Below are 18180 nucleotides of genomic sequence, written 5' to 3'. Positions count from 1 at the left end.
TTAAAGATACTTGTGTGAAGTACTTAATTGCCGGTCTCGGTAATATAGGACCAGAATACAAAAATACTCGCCATAATATTGGCTTTCAAATATTGGACGCACTCGCTGAGGCGTCCAATATTAGTTTTAACGATGGCCGTTACGGGTTTGTAAGTGAATACAAATTCAAAGGCCGTACTTTTGTATTGCTAAAACCCACCACTTACATGAACCTGAGTGGCAGAGCGGTCAATTACTGGTTGCAAAAAGAGAACATCGATATTAAACACCTGCTGGTGCTGGTCGACGATCTTGCCTTGCCGTTTGGAACCATTCGGGTGCGTGGCAAAGGTGGCGCAGGTGGTCACAACGGGCTCGAAAATATCAACCAGGTGTTGGGGCGCAACGACTATGCGCGTTTGCGATTTGGAATCGGGGACGGTTTCCCGAAAGGATTTCAGGTGGATTATGTGCTGGGCGACTGGAGCAAGGAGGAACAGAAAGAACTTCCTTTTAAGTTTATCGACTGCATCGAAATTATCCAGAGTTTTGGAACCATCGGGGTTGATCGCACCATGAATGTGTACAACAAAAAATAGTAAGGTGGCAGGCGGAGTCAGGATAGATAAGTGGTTATGGGCCGTGCGGATATTTAAAACCCGCAGTCAGGCTACCGAAGCATGCCGCAAAGGACAGGTTTCGGTGGGTGACCAGCAGGTAAAACCTTCGCGCGAAATTCACAAAGGTGAAACTGTGAAGGTCCGGAAGTCGCCAATTACCCGGTCGTTTAAGGTGCTCGACCTGACGGAAAAACGCATGGGGGCCAAACTGGTGTTCGATTTCGCCGCAGACGTTACACCGCAGGAAGAGCTCGACCTGCTCGAAATGCAAAAGCACATGCGCTGGAGCGTACGGGATAGGGGAACCGGCCGACCTACCAAGAAAGACCGGCGCGACCTGGATGAATTCTTCGACTGGTGGGATGAGGAGTAGGAATTGAAGGATTGACCTGGTGAAGGATTGAGGGAGGGAGAATGCTTGAATGCTAAAATTAGCTGCTAGCCACGAGCTACAAGTATTTGAGCTCTGAACTTTGAACACTGAACTCTAAATTATATAAAGAACTCAAGATATGCTGGTAGCCAAACAAAAACGAAAAGAGAACATAGTTGAGTACATTTTGTACTTATACCAGGTGGAAGATTTGATCCGGGCGTTCAAGCTGGATATGGAACTGATTGAACAGCGGCTGGTGAGTGGCTACAAAGCCGACGAAAAAACAAAAGCAGCCATTACCGACTGGTATGCGAACCTGATTCTGATGATGGAGCGCGAGCAGATCAGGGAAAAAGGGCACCTGCAATTTCTGACCAACCTGATTGCCGATGTGAACGAGTTTCATCTGAAACTGATGGAAACCGGAAAGGACGCGGCCTACACACAAACATTTAAAACCGTTGCAGGCCTTATTCAGGAACTTAGCCAGAAAAACCCGGAGGCCAAAAGCGACGTGGAGATGGGTATTACGGCTGTGTATGGATTTCTCTTGCTAAAAATGCAACACAAGGAAGTATCGCTAGATACTACCGAAGCCATCCAACGAATCAGCAAGTGGCTGGGCGGGTTGTCGAAACTGTATCGCGATTTTGAAAAGGACGAATTCAGTTTTGAATAATGCGGCAGTTCTCCCTTTTTCCAAACCACCGGTAGCGGTTCCGGGCAACCCACCGGTAAAGACCGTCTCGCCACCCGCGCGGAAGAAATCGCAATACTGACAGCCATTTCCACGGAACGGGCAACATTTGGGCTATCTCAACGGCGGCTTCCGATTCGGTAAATACTTTCGTGTTTCTGATCAAGATAACCGAGTCGGTATCCGAGGGTATCCGGTAGTGTTCCACCAGCTTTTTTCCTTCCTCCGATTGCAGCGAAACATAGTAAAACTGCTTTGTTCTATCCCGTTTCAGCACAAAATCTACCGAGTGGTTGCACAAATTGCACACCCCATCAAAAAGAAGTATGTTTTTATCGTTGCCCATGTTGGATGATAACAAAGATGCGCAATGATGGTTTTGTTTTCCGGTGTCGTTACCTTTTACCCACAACTGATTGCCGGTAATAAAAGTGCCTCCGTATGCTAAAAAAGATCAGGGAAAAAAGTGTGCAGATCCAGCGGATCATCCATTTGTTTTTGCTGCTCTTTTAAACGGAAAATCAGTTGTGTTTTTATTTCCTGAAACTCCGGTTGCTCCGATAAGTCAACAGTTTCCAGCGGATCTTTTTCGAGGTCAAACAACAGGATTTTCGGAACCCGCGGGTACACGATCAGTTTATAGCGATCGGTTCTTACCATACGTTGCAGGTTGATGTAGGCGCCGTATATTTCGTTGTACGAGCTTTGTTTCTCGTTATTCACGAGCGGCATCAGGCTGTTGAAATCAATGTACGCGGGCTTTTCAATTCCGGCCAGGTCGAGGGTGGTAGCCATTATGTCCTGCAGGTAAACCTGCATGTCGCGTTTCTCATTTTCCGGAATATTGGGGCCAACAACGATCAGCGGCACTCTCATACTATGGTCGTACATGTTTTGTTTTCCTACCAGGCCGTGGTGTCCAACCGCAAGGCCGTGGTCGGCGCTAAAGAGGATGTAGGTATTTTTATCCTGCCCGGTTTGTTTTAAATGCGAAACGATTCTTCCGAGCTGATCGTCCAGGTGTGTGATAATGGCGTAATACTCCTGGCGGTGCGTTTGTATCGAATATTCAGTGCGGGGGAAGGGCGCCAGTTTTTCGTCGCGGAGGCCAGGCCCACAGCCAATGCTGTCTTTGTAAGGATACAGTTCCAGGTAGTTTTCGGGCACTTTTATGTTTTCCACCGGATACATATCCACGTATTTTTTTGGCGACTGGCGGGGATCGTGCGGAGCATTAAACGCCAGGTACATAAAGAAAGGCTTTTCGCTTTCCTGCGCCTGATCCAGAAAATCGATGGCATTGTCGCCCACCACTTCGCTCCAGTGTTTGCCTCCTTCCCAATAGCCGCCGTATTGCGTATGCCACGGCAACCAGGTGGTGTCAGCCGGCGAAAGTGGCCGGTTGTAAGCTTCCGGAACACTTTTGGGCATCCCGGGCCGAATGTCTCTTACGTGCATAAACAAGCTGTCGGCCGGAATCGAAACATGCCATTTGCCGGTCATGTAGGTTTCGTAGCCGGCATTGGCCAGCAGCAGGCTCCAGAATTGCCCCTGGTCTTTCATGGGCTGGTAATTGTTTTGCGCCGCCTGCGCTCTCCACAAAAACCTTCCCGTGTTTAACATGGCCCGGCTGGCCACACATATCGCTCCGTTCCAGCCTCCCATGTTGTACGAATGTGTGAAACTGACTCCCGCCTCGCTTAGCTTGTCCAGGTTGGGGGTAATTACCTCGGGGTTGCCGTGACTGCGAATGCCTTCGTAAGTCATGTCGTCGGCAAAAATAAACAGGAAATTGGGCCGGCCCTTTTCCGGTTGGTGCTGGTTGCACGAAGTTGCAAGGGTGAAAACAAGGAGTAAGAGCGGGAATAGTTTGTTCATAACCTTCGATTTTCCAGTAAAAGTAAAAAGAATAAGCAGGTTTGAACTTAGGAGACTGACCTAAAACATATGCTTCACCGGCAGCAGGAATACTTTTTATATTTATTTTAGAACAAGTTAAAAGTAAAGGCCTTGAGTACGCAACTGCAATCAACACAGAACAGGCAGGAGTGATTGCTGAGAATTTCCGGAATTTTAGCGATTCAAGAGAATAGGTGATGTTATACCACCCTATTAGAGGTTTAAAAAAGAGATACTGAAAATATCATGACAAGTCGCGTTATGCGTAGTTATCAACAGCAGCAAAAAGGGCAAATGGATAAACTTCTATATAAAACAAAGAACCCAATCTCACTCTATTTTTGTGCAGTGACATCCATTCTTTTTGTTGTCAATGCAGTATTGAATGGAGACAATTTCTGGGGACCTTTCATTTACATATTGGCATATGCAATAGCTGTTTATTGGTACCTTGCAAATTATAGTGGGCGACTTATTCTTACCTCGAACAAAATAATGGTAAAATATACAATTACTAAATATTTAGACTTTGAAATTCCTTTGACAGGTTTAGTGGAATTTGATTATAAAAAGGGATTTTATGACCTGGCTTCTGACAAAAGTTATGTTGTAAATGGATTTGTACCCAAAATCTTCTATGACACCTTAATTCTAAAATACGAGTTTAGAAATACCAAAAAGGAGATTGAGAAGCAGGAAACGAAAATAAAAATTAATACGCGCATGTTTCAGTTTGACAAGTTTGCAGAAACACTAAAAAAGGAATTTAAAATAAAAGAAACTGTCAGTTGGTAACCTCGCTCCCACGAGATTGCATCGCATGGTTTTAAAAGATCTTCAACTTATGGTAATGCTACACGACGCAGTCGCGCAGCAGCATAGTCAATAAAAAATAACCTTTAAATTCGAACTATTATGAAAATAAATAACTTTAAAAATGGACTAATTACGATTGTAATTGCCGGCGTCAGTTTATTGCTTGTTTCCGGCTGCGAGAAAAATCAAGAAGAAAATTGGATAATAAATTCCGACAAATGTATTTTTATTGACCATCATGTAAATACAAACGGTGAGCTAATCGAAGGAAATTATATTGAAGGTCCGCAAGTAGATTTTCCTACTTATACGTTTAATGCTGAAAATGAAATTTTATCAGGAGATATCGATCTTTCAATCAATAAATCATTGAAAGTAATTTACGGAAACGGCATTAGTTTAAGTGGTTTAGCTGGTGGAGGTGCTGGAACCGGACTTACGGGGATTTATGAATTGCCTTATGAAAAAGGGGCATTTAAGATAACAGATGTGGAATCAAACGGAACCGTTCACCTATTGTATAAGGATTCTTCAATTGTATTAAGTGTGGATGAAGAATGGATAAATGTCACATCAAAAATTGACACCCAGGATTTTGGCGAAGGAGTTGCCAAAGCAAACCTGATTACAACGGATAAATTTGTCAATTACGGAATCATCGAAAAGTCGAAAATCGAAAAATGGTGAGAAGATTAAAATCAAAGTTTGATTGAAAAACAACAAAGCCCCCGCTCTCGCGCGATTCTATCGCGTGGTTTACAAAATCCAACTTTTAACAATGCCACACGATGCAATCGTGCGGCAGCGGCGGCGGCCTTTCGTCTCCCGACGATATAGCTTTTCAAAACAGCGGGGGCTTTGTGTTGCCCGTTGAGATGACTTCTCGGATTGGAGAAGCCTTTGCGACGTGCGTCCGTGTTACTACGCTGAATAGCGGGAGGTTTTCGTCGCCCGACAATGTTGCTACTCCGGTCTGCGGCATACTTTCGTCGCCCGACAATGTTAGCGCGCTCATCTGCGGCGACTTTGCAACCGGCGACGCACCAGGTTCTCCGGATTGCGGCACGGTATTGTCGCCCGACAATGTTGCTACGCTGAACTGCGGGATGCTCTTGTCGCCTGACAATTTCATTACTCCCAGCTGCGGCGGCTTCTTGTAATCAGTGTATTAGCTGTTTTTTTGTGTTGGCGTGTGTAGGGTAGCCTTCCCGCTAAGCCGCAAATAAAAGAGCCGCTCTTTACCAGAAAGAGCGGCTCTTCTATTTTACAGGCCAGTGCCTTATTATTTGTTGGTTTTAAAATCCTGAACCAGCCCTTCGTATAGCCAGTAGGCCAGTGCCTGTCGGTTGCCGGGCATAATCAGTCGCTGGATGTCGCGCTGGTGGTTTACATTCCCGAGTTCGATGTACACCGCCGGCGGGTAGGTGTTTTTTACCACATACAGGTTTCTTTCTGTTACGGTTCCACCGTATCCGCGTCCGGGCTGGTGCTCACGGTATTTTTGTGCAAAGGTTTCCAGCAATATTTTGGCGGCTTTTTCGCCGGTTTCGCTTCGTTTATCGTGGTAGAAAAACACATCGATGTTTTCGGCCCTGCTGCGCGAATCCACATGAACGGCAATCATACGCTGAAAAGAACCCCGGTGTTTTACATAGAGTTTATTCACGGCATCCGAACGCTGGCGCAGGCGCTTGATCTGGTTCAGCGGAATGGTAAGCCGTGGGTAGCAAACCTCGTCTTTGTCCACTTTCAGGTAGCTGTCGTCGCGGATACCGTCGTTGGGATCGATGGTGATCATGTAAACCGTGGCTCCTTCCGAAATCAGGTTGCGGGCCAGTCTCAGCGTCACATCATAGGCATATTCGTCTTCGGCCACCAGGTGGTTGTTGTATTTTCCCAGCGCTCCCGGGTCGGGGCCTCCATGCCCTGCCATCAGGTAATAAACCGCGCCTTTCAGCTGTTCGCTTTCAATCACTACATTTTCGTATTTCTTGCCAAATATGGGGTAGTGTTCGGTTCTGAGACCAGTTTTTGCTGCCACCGGCTGTTCTGTAACACTGGTAGCGGCAGCAGCCACATCCGGAAGTTTGTATTTTACCCCGGCAATCAGCGTGTTGTCTTTGCCCAGTGCCTCTTTGTTCAGCGAAATAAAATCCTGTAAATAATCGGTGGCCGAAATTCCGTGGCGTTTTAAAAGCCGGTAAATTCCATCGCCTTTCTCCGCTACCACTTCTTTTGTTTGTGCGCCTGCATCATACGGCAGAAAAGCGGTAACCAAAATTATTAAATAGATAAGCTTAACAAGTGATTTTATATGTAAGTTTGCCTTAAACATATGAAGTTTATTTCTGTTTACAGTAAACGACTTTCATGCTAAAATAAAGGTAACGCACATAAATTTCTTTTGTTTATGCGACATTCTATCAGCCACGCGCTGTTAATAACTCTATTGACGTTTGTCATATCCTGCCAGAACCCCGTAGTACAAACCGGGGTGGAACTGAAGAACATTCCGGTGGCCGAAGAAACCAACCCACTGGATAGCAACATTGTTCGCTTGTATCTTCCGTACAAGAATATGCTGGATAAAGACATGAACCGGGTGATTTCTTTTTCGGAAGAAGAGATGGAAAAAGACAAGCCCGAAAGTTTGTTAACCAATTTTCTGGGGGATCTTTTGCTCGAAGAAGCCGCCAAAACTGACGTGGCTCGGCAGGAAAAGATCGTTCCGTCGGTTTCGTTTTTTAATTATGGCGGAATCAGGACTGCTTTGCCCAAAGGGAATATAACCGTGGGGAAGGTGTATGAATTAATGCCCTTCGAGAACGAACTGGTTTACCTGGAACTAAAGGGCAGCACCCTGAAGGAATTTTTGAATTACGTGGCCCGCAAGGGTGGCGACAGTGTGGGAGGTGCCCGGTTTAAAATTTCAGACGAGAAGGCTGAAGATATACAAATTGGCGGGCAGGATTTTGACGCCGACAAAACCTACTGGCTGGTAACCAACGACTACGTAGCCGGTGGCGGCGATGGCCTCGATGTTTTGAAAGAACGTTTACAATATGTGAGCCCGGGAATATTGATCCGGGACCTGATTATTCAACACCTGGAAGAAAAACAAAAGAACAACGAGCATTTGCAGGTAAAACTGGATGGGAGGATCAGCCATGAATAGAAGACATTTTATCCGGAATGTGGCAGCCGGTTCGGCGGGCATCGGTTTGGGACTTACGCCTCTTGATTTGCTGGCCAGCGACGATTTTGTAACCATCAGCATACTGCATACCAACGACTTGCACTGCCACATCGAGCCTTTTGGCGAAGGCAACGAGCGCTATGTCAACAAAGGTGGACTGGCACGTATTTCAGAGTTGGTGAAACAGCAACGCGCTGTCAATCCTAACACGCTTTTGTTCGATGCGGGTGATATGTTCCAGGGAACGCCGTACTTCAACTATTTCAAAGGCGAGCTGATGCTAAAGGTAATGAGCGCGGCCGGGTACGATCTGGGGACCATTGGTAACCACGAGTTCGACAACGGCCTGAAGGGCATTGCCGATCCGCTACCCAACGCAAAATTCCCGATCATTAGTTCGAACTACGATTTTTCGGATACGCTTTTAGCCGGGAAATTTGACCGCTACAGAATATTTACGCGCAAAGGCATTAAAATAGGCGTTTATGCCGTGGGCATTGAGCTCGAAGGGCTGGTGAGCAAACGCAATTACGGGAATACCGTTTTTAACGATCCGGTTCGGGTGGCACTCGAAATGGAATCGTTTTTAAAGAATGAAAAGGAATGTGACCTGGTGATCTGTTTGTCGCACCTTGGGCTGAAATACAAAAGCAACAAAGTGAGCGACCTGGTGCTGGCAGCCGAAACATCGGCGACCGACCTGATCATTGGCGGGCATACACATACTTACCTGGAAGAACCGATGGTGGAGAAAAACAAAGCCGGAGAACCGGTGATTGTGAACCAGGCGTGGTGGGGTGGTTTAATGGTTGGTAAAATAGATTTTGTGTTCGACCGCAACCAAAAGCATAAAAAGCAACTCATTTCTAGAAACCTTGAATCATAAATCAACCAATGAAGCGCACTCAACGGTTACTTTTATCACTTTTTTCCGGAGTTTTGTTAAGTCTGGCCTGGTTGGGATTTCCCGGTTGGATATTGTTTATCGCCTTTCTTCCGCTGCTGGTGATCGATAAGTTTTTTGTCGACCGGAAAGAGGAATACCGCAGTGTGTCTTTCTGGGGGCATGCTTTCCTGGCTGTCTTTACCTGGAATATTCTCACTACCTGGTGGATCATGCATGCGACGCTTGTTGGCGCAGCCATGGCCATCATTACCAATTCCTTTCTGATGTCGCTGGTGCTTTGGCTGGCGCACATGGCACGGCGAAAATTCCGCTCAAACTTAGGGTATATCTGCCTGGCGGTGTTCTGGATTTCGTTTGAGTATTTTCACTTTCACTGGGACATTGAATGGCCCTGGCTGCAACTGGGCAATGGCTTTGCCAACAATGTGAAAATGATTCAGTGGTACGAGTTTACCGGAACCTTTGGCGGCACTTTGTGGGTACTGGCTATGAACATTCTCATCTTCAAACTGCTGGTTCAGCTGCAGGAGAGGATTGCCAACCGCGAGCGTGTGATTTCGCTGGTAAGTACGACGGTGGCGCTGTTTGTGCCACTTATCATTTCATGGAGCATGTATGCCGGTTACAAAGAGGAAAATAAGCCCAAACAGGTGGCGATTGTGCAGCCCAATGTGGATCCTTATTCCGAAGAATACGATATGCGGGCCGAAACAAAAAAGAGAGACAATTTTCTGAAACTGGCCGCCAGTGTGACGGATAACAATACCGATTTTATTGTGGGTCCCGAAACGGTTTTTGAGAACCCGGGGTACTGGAACGAAGCCGAATTGAACAGCAATGGCTTTGTGCGCAGTATGAAGGGCTTTATGAATAATTACGATCATGCCGAGCTATTATTCGGCGTGTCTTCCTATAAAGTCTACCACAACAAGGCCGAGGCTACACTCACTGCACGAACTTCGCAGGACGGAACCAGTTACGACCGCTTCAATACGGCCATCTTTCTGGATAGAAACAGTGAAGAGCAGATTTACCACAAATCGAAGCTGGTAGTGGGGGTGGAGAAAATGCCTTTTATGAAATACCTGGGTTTTATTCGCGACATTGTGATCAACATTGGAGGAACCACGGGAAGCCTGGGGCGGCAGGAAGCAGCCAGCAATTTTGTTTCGGCTGACGGAACAAAGGTGGCGCCCGTTATTTGTTACGAGTCGGTGTTTGGCGAATACGTGACCGATTATGTGAAAAAGGGTGCCGAACTCATTTTTATTATCACCAACGACGGCTGGTGGAAAAACACACCGGGCTACAAGCAACACATGTCGTTTGCGCGTTTACGGGCCATTGAAACCCGCCGGAGTATTGCGCGTTCTGCCAACACGGGTATTTCGTGCTTTATCAATCAGCGGGGCGATGTCAGCCAGCCAACGCCCTGGTGGCAGGAAGCGGCCATATCGGGAAGCATCAATGCAAACAGCGAATTGACGTTCTATGTCAAACACGGAGACTATATCGCCCGTGTGGCTTTGTTTTTAAGTGTTTTGCTGGTGTTGCTTTTGGTGGTGAAACGGTTCAGGTAGGGACACAAAAAATCCGCATCAATTCATCATGTGTAAAACCCCTGTATAACAGGATTTGAGTGCCCGGTTGATCAAACTTCCATCGGTCAGAAGACTCACCCCGAATACTCGGGACTACAAGGCCTGTTTTAGCAACCATAAAGAGCGTCCTCGGTTTAATTTTTTCTGTTGAGTTTACCAATTTTTGAATTAATGCGGACAGTATCTTAATCTATTTAAAGAACTCGTTTTGTATGTCTCAAATGTAGCTGTAACCTTTGGTATATGCAAATTTTAGATGTTAATTCTTACCGGTTTCAATGTAATGCATTGTTGGTTAGTTTATTAAAATTGGCCCGAATATTCAAGCTCTAAAATGGCACTTCACAATAAGAATTATTATGATGATAGTCTCTAAGGGTTTGAAAAATAGTAGGGTAAGACCTGGCTAAATATGACATAAGAAGATTTTCAGGATGAAAGACTGAAAATACGAGCAAAAGCAAAGAAAGAAGGTAAAAACAGGTCATTACAGGATGACGATTCGCATGGGGAGTTCTAAATTTGTATCAAATATTCAAGTAAAAATTTGAAACAAAATGAGGAAGCTTAATACCAGATGGATGCACCCCCGCGACCAGATTACCATGATTATTGATAAGATCTACCGAAGCGGGTTGACAACGACTTCGGGAGGTAACATTTCGATTATTGACGAAAACGGGGATGTGTGGGTAACTCCTTCTGCTATCGACAAAGGAACCTTGCGTCCTACCGATATTGTTTGTGTAAAAAGCGACGGAAGTATTGAAGGCAGACACAAGCCTTCTTCGGAATATCCGTTTCACATTGCCATATACAAAAGCCGCCCCGATATTAAAGCGGTAATCCACGCGCATCCGCCGGCACTGGTTTCATTTAGCATTGTTCGGGAAATACCCAATACCAATGTTATTCCGCAGGCAAAACACGTGTGCGGTCCCATCGGGTATGCTCCCTACGAACTGCCGGGTAGCGAAGAACTGGGAACTGTAATTGCCCGTGAGTTCGACAAAGGATTCAACTCGGTGATCATGGAAAACCATGGTACGGTGGTTGGCGGGCATGATTTGAGCGACGCTTACCAGCGTTTTGAAACCATGGAATTTTGTGCCCGGACGCTGATCAACGGTAGCACGATCGGAACACCCAATTACCTGACCGACGAGCAAATCAACGAATTTGAAAGCCAGATACCGCGCCTTTTGCCCGAGATGGACGAGGTGGAACATCCATCGGATGAAAGAGCCATTCGCGAACAGATCCAGCGCATTGTATTGCGTGCCTGCGATCAGGGATTGATGATCAGCTCTTACGGAACGGTTTCGGTTCGCTGGCGTGGAAACGATTTTCTGATTACGCCTCCCAATGTGGCTCGTTGGGACATTCAGTTGAAAGACATTGTTCAGATCAAAGACGGGAAACGCGAACCCGGGAAAGTCCCCAGCCGATCCACCTGGCTTCACCAGGAGATTTACAAACGCAATCCGCATGTCAACTCCATTATTCTGACGCAGAGCCCTTATCTGATGGCTTACAGCGTAACCGGCGAGAAAATGGATGTGCGTACCATTCCCGAGAGCTGGATTTTCCTGCAGGACATTCCGAACATGCCTTTTGGCTCGCATTTCGCCGGCCAGGAAGCCATCCTGAATACCTTGTCGGAAAATACGCCGGCGGTGATTATTAACAACGACTCGGTACTGGTAACCGGCGATAAATTGCTTGGCACTTTCGACCGGCTTGAAGTGGCCGAGTTTAGCGCCAAGTCGCTGACGATGGGAGCTTCGCTGGGCAAGTTGGTGCCTATTAATGATCAGCAGGTGGAAGCCCTTCGAAAGAAGTTTTTGTCGTAAGAAGAGATCATTGGTTTTCGGAGAAAGCCATACTTCAAAAACGAAAAGGAAATCATTTTTGGGTGTAGTTAGTTTGGTTTTAACCAAGAATAAAAATCAGTTAAAACCGAACTAACTATAACTTTTAAACGAATATGGATACGGATTCCCCATTACCCTCTTGTACTCAAGCACGAAAGATTGGTACCTGATCAGCGCTTCTTCACTCATTTTCAGTCGCTGCATAGCCTTTACCTGGTAAGCAAGTGCCGTATCGTTTAAAGGATCAATGTTGAATATGGCTTCAGCAATGTTGATGACAGAGCGGAACGATTCGGCTTCAAAACATTTCTCCAGCTCAAGCAGCAATACCGGTTCCAGCTTTTGTTCCATTGCCTCTTTGAACGAATCGTAAAGCGAATGATCCGAAAGTTTCAAAAATTTACCACGGGTGATAAGCGATAACAATTCATCGCGGTATTGTTCTGTATTTTCTGCAGAAATGATCTGAATACAGCGGGTGTAGTCGCAATAGAGCTCATCGGTTTGTACAATCTTGAAACATCCCCTTTCGTAAATCAATTCGATTCCATCCAGTTCGCTCAATGCCTTGCGCAGGTGATTGATGGTAACGCCTCTCGAATTCTTCACTTTGGTGGCGGGTCTTCCGGGCCATAAAATGTCGCTTAAACGTTGAGAGGCGATTCCGTCGTCTTCGGCACTGTGTTGAAGAATCAGGCAAAAAGCCTGTTTCAGTTTTTCGCTGAACAGGTAAGTAATGTCTTTGTTTCTCCGGTCGCGCACTTCAAAATCGCCAAAAAGATAAATGGAATTGGCCCGGGCAGGTGTGTGACTTTTAACCCCGGCATCGCGCGAAATTGGTAGGCCATACTCATCGGTTTCCTGCATTTGCCTGCGCCGTTGGTAAAAAAGGTAACTTATGCCAATGGCTGCACCCGAAATAAGAACGATTAAAAGCACCGCTACATTACTGTCTTTACTTTTTGAATAGCTTTTAAGCTCCTCGGCAGTAATGGGAGGGAAAGCCAGCGAATATACTTTCAGGTTCGACGAAATATCGTCATCAAACTCCTGGACGGTGGCATACAGGTTATTCAGCCCGGCATCGTAATAAAGATTGGCATTGGTGGTAATTTTGTCGGAATGAATCGGAATGGAATCTCCCAGAACTTCATAGCTGCCATCGCTCATCGAGAAGCGGTAGAGCTTCAGAAAAGAATCCGAAAAATGCTCAGGATAACACAGGGTATAGAAACACGAGTCATTCAGTATCACCATTCCTCTGACGGGCACTACATTGTCTTCTTTCCAGTGAATTTGCCAAAGCTTTGAAATTTGCTTTGTATTCAGATCTATCCGGTATAAATCGTAGTAGTATTTTCTGCCGACGATTTGTTCGCCCGATTCGTTGCCCATGCCGCCAAAGATGTAAATCGAATTGTTCTGCTTGAGGTAACCTACCGAAGAAAAATAACGGGGTGACAGGAAATCTCCGGGGATTTTATCAAACACATTCCACGCCCTCGTATTCAAATCATACAGAAAAAAATTCTTGCTGTAATGCATACTTCCAAAACCTCCGAACAACGTGTATTGCTCGGTTGACGGATCGAAATAAGCACCGTGGTGATGTAGTTGGGTGGGCAACAGTTCCTTGCTTTCACCGGTCCATTGGTAGGTGTTCAGATCAAGACTGGCTACGGTTGAACCTTCGTAGGGCGCTTCATAAAACACTTCATAGGTGTATAGTTTGTTGTGCTCCGGATCGAGGAAATTGGTCCCCAATATCAGTTCGACGGGACATTTTTCATCAAATACTTTTATCTCGGTGTGGCCCGATCGTACATTGTATATATGTATCGAGTCGCGGTTAAAATAATAGATCTCTTTTTTTAGCGGGTTGTAATTGGCCCCGGCAACCGATTGCGATTGAAACGAAGTTTGGTAGCGCCAGTGGTAGGCATCGTTAATCAGCCATTCCGGGTTGGAGACTTCTCCAATATCTTTCCCCTTTTGGTCGTGAACAATGTTTCCCTCGTTCTCTTTCAGCGGGAACAGGTATTTTGCTGTGTTGCCCACGGAGAGATCTTTTATTGCAAATGTGGGGACGTCAATTATAAAATCACTTTTTCCGAAAAGGATAACCGGACTGCAAGGATTGGGAAGACTGCCATTGCCGGTGCCAAAGGTTTTGTCATGAATGGCGAGCGTTATCGAATCGCGTTTCAGGTCGAATGATAGTTTCATTTTGAACCAGTGCATGTTCAGCAATTCTTCCTTATCCATATTGGCGGTAATCAGGTTGTTCTTGCCCTCTTCGTTAAATTTGAATGAAAGCTCGCTGCCTTGTCCGTCAAAAAAGAGGTTGTAGATCGTATTGTTTTCCTGGTTTTTGATGCGGATAATGTACCCGATTTGGGTGGTGGGATAAAGAGACAGGTTAAAATCAATAACAAAGCTGTCGGTAAATGTTACCTGATTATCTCCAAAAACATTGTACGAAGTTCTTTTGTCGATGGGCTGTTCGCCACCGCTAAACTTCAATCCTCCCAGAAATGATTTCTGAACCCCTAAAAGAGTGAAAAGTAAAAGTATGTAGCAATGTAGTTTTACTGATACAAGCATAGTTTCAAATATTTCCTTTGTTGGAACTTATTTCTTTAGGATTAGAAAATGTAATTGTGCGGTAAAGATATGAAAATTATGACAGCACGAGCCCAACGAGGTTTGCCCCAAGTACCTCAATTAATTATAGCGTAAGAAACACTAACACGCTGATAGATTAATAAGTTTTTTGGGAAACTAACCCTGTTTTAACCCAAATTTTAACCACTTCCGCCAACATTTGTCCACTCACAAAAAGTATGTGCTGATTGTGAACGTGGATTCACAATGAAACAATAGGTTCAAATGAACTGAACAAGGTTTTTAACTTATTTAAATGTATTCTAATAATGAAACTAATTAAAATCTCACGGACCTTTGTGTTCGCTGTATTGTTGGGGACGGCCTTGGCCTTTTTAAGTTCCTGCGAAAAAGATGACGAGTCGGTAGATATCGGCTTGGGTACTGTTAGCGGAACCGTTACCGATGGTGACGGATTGCCCGTCTCGGACGTTTTGGTTACGCTTTCGGGAGTGAATGAGGAAGATGCTACCGCAACCAGCGATGCTGAAGGAAAGTACAGCTTCGAAAATGTGTCGGTAAAAACCCATGCCGTTAAGTTTTCGAAAGATGGTTGGTTGACTGTTAGTGTGACAGTTACTTCCGAAAAATTTGACGCTGCCAATGTGGCTACCGCCAATGTGACCATGGTAAATGCTTCGGCAAAAATTATGGGAACCATTAGCGATGCCAAAAACGGGGGAGCTCCTCTTGCCGGTGTAACGGTTAGTGTTGGCCCGGCCGGTACGGTTACAAGCGATGCCGATGGTAAGTATGTGATTGGAAACCTGGTGGCTGATAATTATACGCTGGTATTCTCCAAGACCGATTATGCAACCATCACCAAAGAAATTGGCAAAGATGATTTTGCAGACGGAGTGGTGACCATCGATATTCAGATGGGAAGCCAGGAATTGTTGCGTGGTTTAACGGCCGACGACCTGGCAGAAGCCGATAAATGGTATTTCAATGAGTATCGCGGCGGACGCAATGCCGATGCATACCCGCACTGGGACTGGGCATGTAACTATATGTGTACGCTCGATTTCCAGGGAGCATGGCAGGAGCAAAACGAAGGTACTACCATTCAAATTCGCAATAACGGTGACGAACAAAATAATCCGGCCGATCTGGATGTATTTGATTCGTTTGTTTACGGAAGCAAACTCATTACTGAAGACAACAAAATACTGTCTTTAAGATTACGTACACACAATGCAGATGAAGCTGCGCCTGCCCATTTTGGCGTGCAGGTGGTAGATCTTTCAGCCGCACAGCCTGCTGCAGTAAAAATTGGCGAAACCAAAACCTATGGTTCGGGCAACTATACTGATTTTGAGTTCGATCTTAGCGACTACGTCGGAAAAGAAGTGATTATAGCTGTTGGTATTTACCGCCAGCAAACCGGTGATTATTGGAAACAACTGGTTTTGCGTGCCATTCGTTTTGCCGACCGGAAGGTGGAAAACTGGGATTGGCTGCCAGGTACAGAAGTAGTTGAAGGCTGGAAATTAACGGCAGAAACAGCCCGCTCCACCATGGCGCACACCAAATCTTCGTTTACCGGTATCAGCCCAATCGGCGGTAACCGCGATAACTATGTTGATGCTTACCGTGCTTGGCGCGATGTTGCTCACATTGCAGCCGAGTGGTCGTTTGTTCCGCTCCGAAAAGACCCGGAAGTATTCCCGTCAGAAGGATACATCATCAAAACCCGTAATACTCCGGATGTGGATACAAAAGTGCCGGAATCGTATCTGTATGCCAAGTTTGACATTGCCCCGGGTAGCAATCAGTTGAATTTCAGTACCCGGAATTTCGGAGACAACTATACCTATTTCAAAGTTACGGCCATTCAGGACGACGGAACGGTTACGCATTTGTCGCCACAGTCGAACACTGCCCAGGAGGCCAGTGCCGCAGAAGAAGGATGCTGGAAATTCAAACACGGAGAAGGTGGTGCCGACAATCCGGAAGCCTACGCATCGTTTGTGTACGATTTGGCGCAGTTTAATGGACAGGGAGTGACCATTGCCATTGGCGTGTACAACGGCGCCGCCAATACCGGTGAAAATAAGCTGGTTATTCACGGTGTTAACATGAACTAAAAAAGTATATGATGAGAAAATTTAGCACAATATTCTTTATTTGCTGTCTTACGTCTTTAATAACCATTGCCTGCAGTAAATCGACCAGCGACGACGGTCCGGTCGATCCGCCGGTGGAGGTGAGTCTTGCCGAGCAGAACTTGCTTCGGGCCATGGAACTGACAGATGCCGCCGTTGAATCTCATTTTACCGGAGATGGAATGGCCATGGCACGCTACTACAATCCTTATACGGATGTTAGATCGGAAGAAAAGGGAAGTGTATGGATGTATACCAGCGCCATTGAGGCGGTTAATGCAATTCTTCACGGGCTGAAAGCTCAGAAAGCGAGTGGAAATGCTGCCCTTTACGACGCGAATTTTAACCGGTATGCTGAATTGTTGTACCAATTGTACGATAACGCAGCTTATTACATGGGTACCTTCGAATTGGTTTCCTACACTCAAACCAAAGAATGGTCGGTGTACGGTGTAAACCGCGGAGCTTCGAAAGGTTCGGCTAAAGTAGAAGGAATCGAAAACGTTTACGACGATCAAATGTGGCTCGTGCGCGAGTTTCTCGAAGCCTATAAACTTACCGGTAACAACGAGTATTTGCAAAAAGCCGAATACCTCACAGAATATGTTCTGGACGGATGGGATTGTACCCGCGATGCCAACGGAGAGGAAATTGGAGGTATTACCTGGGGACCGGGTTATGTTACCAAACATTCTTGCAGTAACGGACCGATGGTGAGTCCGTTGGTGTGGTTGTCCGAATTGTACAAGGACAAAAACGATGAAATAACGCATCGCTACATCGATGCTGCGGACAAAAAGACCCGCAAAACTGCGCAGATGAAGAAAAGCGATTATTACCTCGATTTTGCCAAAAAGGTGTACGATTGGCAAAAGAAATACCTGTTGCGCTCCGACGGTGTTTACGACGATATGATGGGAGGATGTACGCCCGGAAATCCACAAACGGAAGTAATCGACGGAGTAACTTACCGCAAAGGAATTTCTTGCCGCGACCGGGTTGGGCCTGCCATCACTTACAACAGCGGAACCATGCTTTCAGGAGCAGCCGACCTGTTCAGGGCTACCGGAGATAATGCTTACCTGAGCGATGCCCAAAAACTGTCGGACGCCAGTTTTGACTACTTCGCCCGCTTGGGTGAAACGAGACCCGGCTATTATACATACGATATCAGCGGTTTCAGGAACTGGTTCAATGGTGTAATGATGCGTGGCTATGTGGATGTATACCCTGTCTATGAAAACGTAGGCGAATACATCGAAAGCTTCCAGAAAAACCTTGATTTCGGCTACGAAAACTTCTTATACAACGGCATTCTGCCTACAAACTTGCTGGTAGGTTGGAATCAGGACAAGGCCAGGAACAACACCGAAGGGATGTTCAGCTTTGCCTTTGCTGCCGAGTATGCCGTGCTGGCACGCTACGAACTGGAAAAATAAAACGAAA

General features: G+C 45.9%; 15 protein-coding genes. 11 read left to right on the top strand and 4 right to left on the bottom strand.

The window, feature by feature from the left end; translation table 11 throughout:
* Positions 1 to 14 precede the first annotated feature (14 nt).
* From pth to INQ51_RS01140, 3 genes are all read left to right on the top strand, one after another.
* On the top strand, positions 15 to 578 hold the full coding sequence (gene pth, locus INQ51_RS01150; protein ID WP_233376064.1) for an aminoacyl-tRNA hydrolase: 564 nt from the start codon (positions 15 to 17) through the stop codon (positions 576 to 578).
* Complete coding sequence (locus tag INQ51_RS01145) at positions 559 to 972, top strand: RNA-binding S4 domain-containing protein (RefSeq protein ID WP_233376063.1); 414 nt, start codon at positions 559 to 561, stop codon at positions 970 to 972. Before pth ends, INQ51_RS01145 begins: the two co-directional genes overlap by 20 nt.
* A 139-nt stretch (positions 973 to 1111) precedes the next feature.
* The gene (locus INQ51_RS01140; RefSeq protein ID WP_233376062.1) at positions 1112 to 1654 is read left to right on the top strand and encodes a DUF4924 family protein; all 543 of its coding nucleotides are present in this window, start codon (positions 1112 to 1114) and stop codon (positions 1652 to 1654) included.
* Here the strand turns inward: INQ51_RS01140 and INQ51_RS01135 are convergent.
* Positions 1641 to 2018, bottom strand: coding sequence for a thiol-disulfide oxidoreductase DCC family protein (locus INQ51_RS01135; RefSeq protein WP_233376061.1), 378 nt, complete (start codon positions 2016 to 2018; stop codon positions 1641 to 1643). The two genes, INQ51_RS01140 and INQ51_RS01135, sit on opposite strands and share 14 nt — an antisense overlap.
* Positions 2019 to 2116: 98 nt before the next feature.
* The gene (locus tag INQ51_RS01130) at positions 2117 to 3550 is read right to left on the bottom strand and encodes a sulfatase-like hydrolase/transferase (protein ID WP_233376060.1); all 1434 of its coding nucleotides are present in this window, start codon (positions 3548 to 3550) and stop codon (positions 2117 to 2119) included.
* Positions 3551 to 3817: 267 nt separating this feature from the next.
* Between INQ51_RS01130 and INQ51_RS01125 the strand changes: the two genes are divergently transcribed.
* A complete protein-coding gene (locus INQ51_RS01125) occupies positions 3818 to 4366 on the top strand; it encodes a hypothetical protein (protein WP_233376059.1) in 549 nt (182 codons plus the stop codon).
* Positions 4367 to 4486: 120 nt separating this feature from the next.
* The gene (locus INQ51_RS01120; protein ID WP_233376058.1) at positions 4487 to 5074 is read left to right on the top strand and encodes a hypothetical protein; all 588 of its coding nucleotides are present in this window, start codon (positions 4487 to 4489) and stop codon (positions 5072 to 5074) included.
* A 595-nt stretch (positions 5075 to 5669) separates the two neighbouring features.
* Here INQ51_RS01120 and INQ51_RS01115 read toward each other — a convergent pair.
* Positions 5670 to 6722, bottom strand: a complete 1053-nt coding sequence (locus INQ51_RS01115) for an N-acetylmuramoyl-L-alanine amidase (RefSeq protein ID WP_233376057.1) — start codon at positions 6720 to 6722, stop codon at positions 5670 to 5672.
* A gap of 75 nt (positions 6723 to 6797) precedes the next feature.
* On the opposite strand from INQ51_RS01115, the gene INQ51_RS01110 reads away from it, so the two are divergent.
* From INQ51_RS01110 to INQ51_RS01095, 4 genes are all read left to right on the top strand, one after another.
* Positions 6798 to 7562, top strand: a complete 765-nt coding sequence (locus INQ51_RS01110) for a 5'-nucleotidase C-terminal domain-containing protein (protein ID WP_233376056.1) — start codon at positions 6798 to 6800, stop codon at positions 7560 to 7562.
* Positions 7555 to 8469, top strand: a complete 915-nt coding sequence (locus INQ51_RS01105; protein ID WP_233376055.1) for a bifunctional metallophosphatase/5'-nucleotidase — start codon at positions 7555 to 7557, stop codon at positions 8467 to 8469. Before INQ51_RS01110 ends, INQ51_RS01105 begins: the two co-directional genes overlap by 8 nt.
* Positions 8470 to 8477: 8 nt before the next feature.
* Positions 8478 to 10070, top strand: coding sequence for an apolipoprotein N-acyltransferase (gene lnt / locus INQ51_RS01100; RefSeq protein WP_233376054.1), 1593 nt, complete (start codon positions 8478 to 8480; stop codon positions 10068 to 10070).
* Positions 10071 to 10648: 578 nt separating this feature from the next.
* Positions 10649 to 11944, top strand: coding sequence for a class II aldolase/adducin family protein (locus INQ51_RS01095; RefSeq protein WP_233376053.1), 1296 nt, complete (start codon positions 10649 to 10651; stop codon positions 11942 to 11944).
* 111 nt (positions 11945 to 12055) lie between these two features.
* Here the strand turns inward: INQ51_RS01095 and INQ51_RS01090 are convergent, their stop codons facing one another.
* On the bottom strand, positions 12056 to 14569 hold the full coding sequence (locus tag INQ51_RS01090) for a kelch repeat-containing protein (RefSeq protein WP_233376052.1): 2514 nt from the start codon (positions 14567 to 14569) through the stop codon (positions 12056 to 12058).
* A gap of 329 nt (positions 14570 to 14898) precedes the next feature.
* On the opposite strand from INQ51_RS01090, the gene INQ51_RS01085 reads away from it, so the two are divergent.
* Positions 14899 to 16716: a carboxypeptidase-like regulatory domain-containing protein gene (locus INQ51_RS01085; RefSeq protein WP_233376051.1), complete on the top strand. Its 1818-nt coding sequence runs from the start codon at positions 14899 to 14901 to the stop codon at positions 16714 to 16716.
* Between the two features lie 11 nt (positions 16717 to 16727).
* Positions 16728 to 18173: a glycoside hydrolase family 76 protein gene (locus INQ51_RS01080; protein WP_233376050.1), complete on the top strand. Its 1446-nt coding sequence runs from the start codon at positions 16728 to 16730 to the stop codon at positions 18171 to 18173.
* The last annotated feature ends 7 nt before the right edge of the window (positions 18174 to 18180 follow it).

Source organism: Maribellus sp. CM-23 (assembly GCF_021354595.1).
Lineage (GTDB): Bacteria > Bacteroidota > Bacteroidia > Bacteroidales > Prolixibacteraceae > Draconibacterium.
This window is presented reverse-complemented; position numbering and strand designations above follow the sequence as displayed.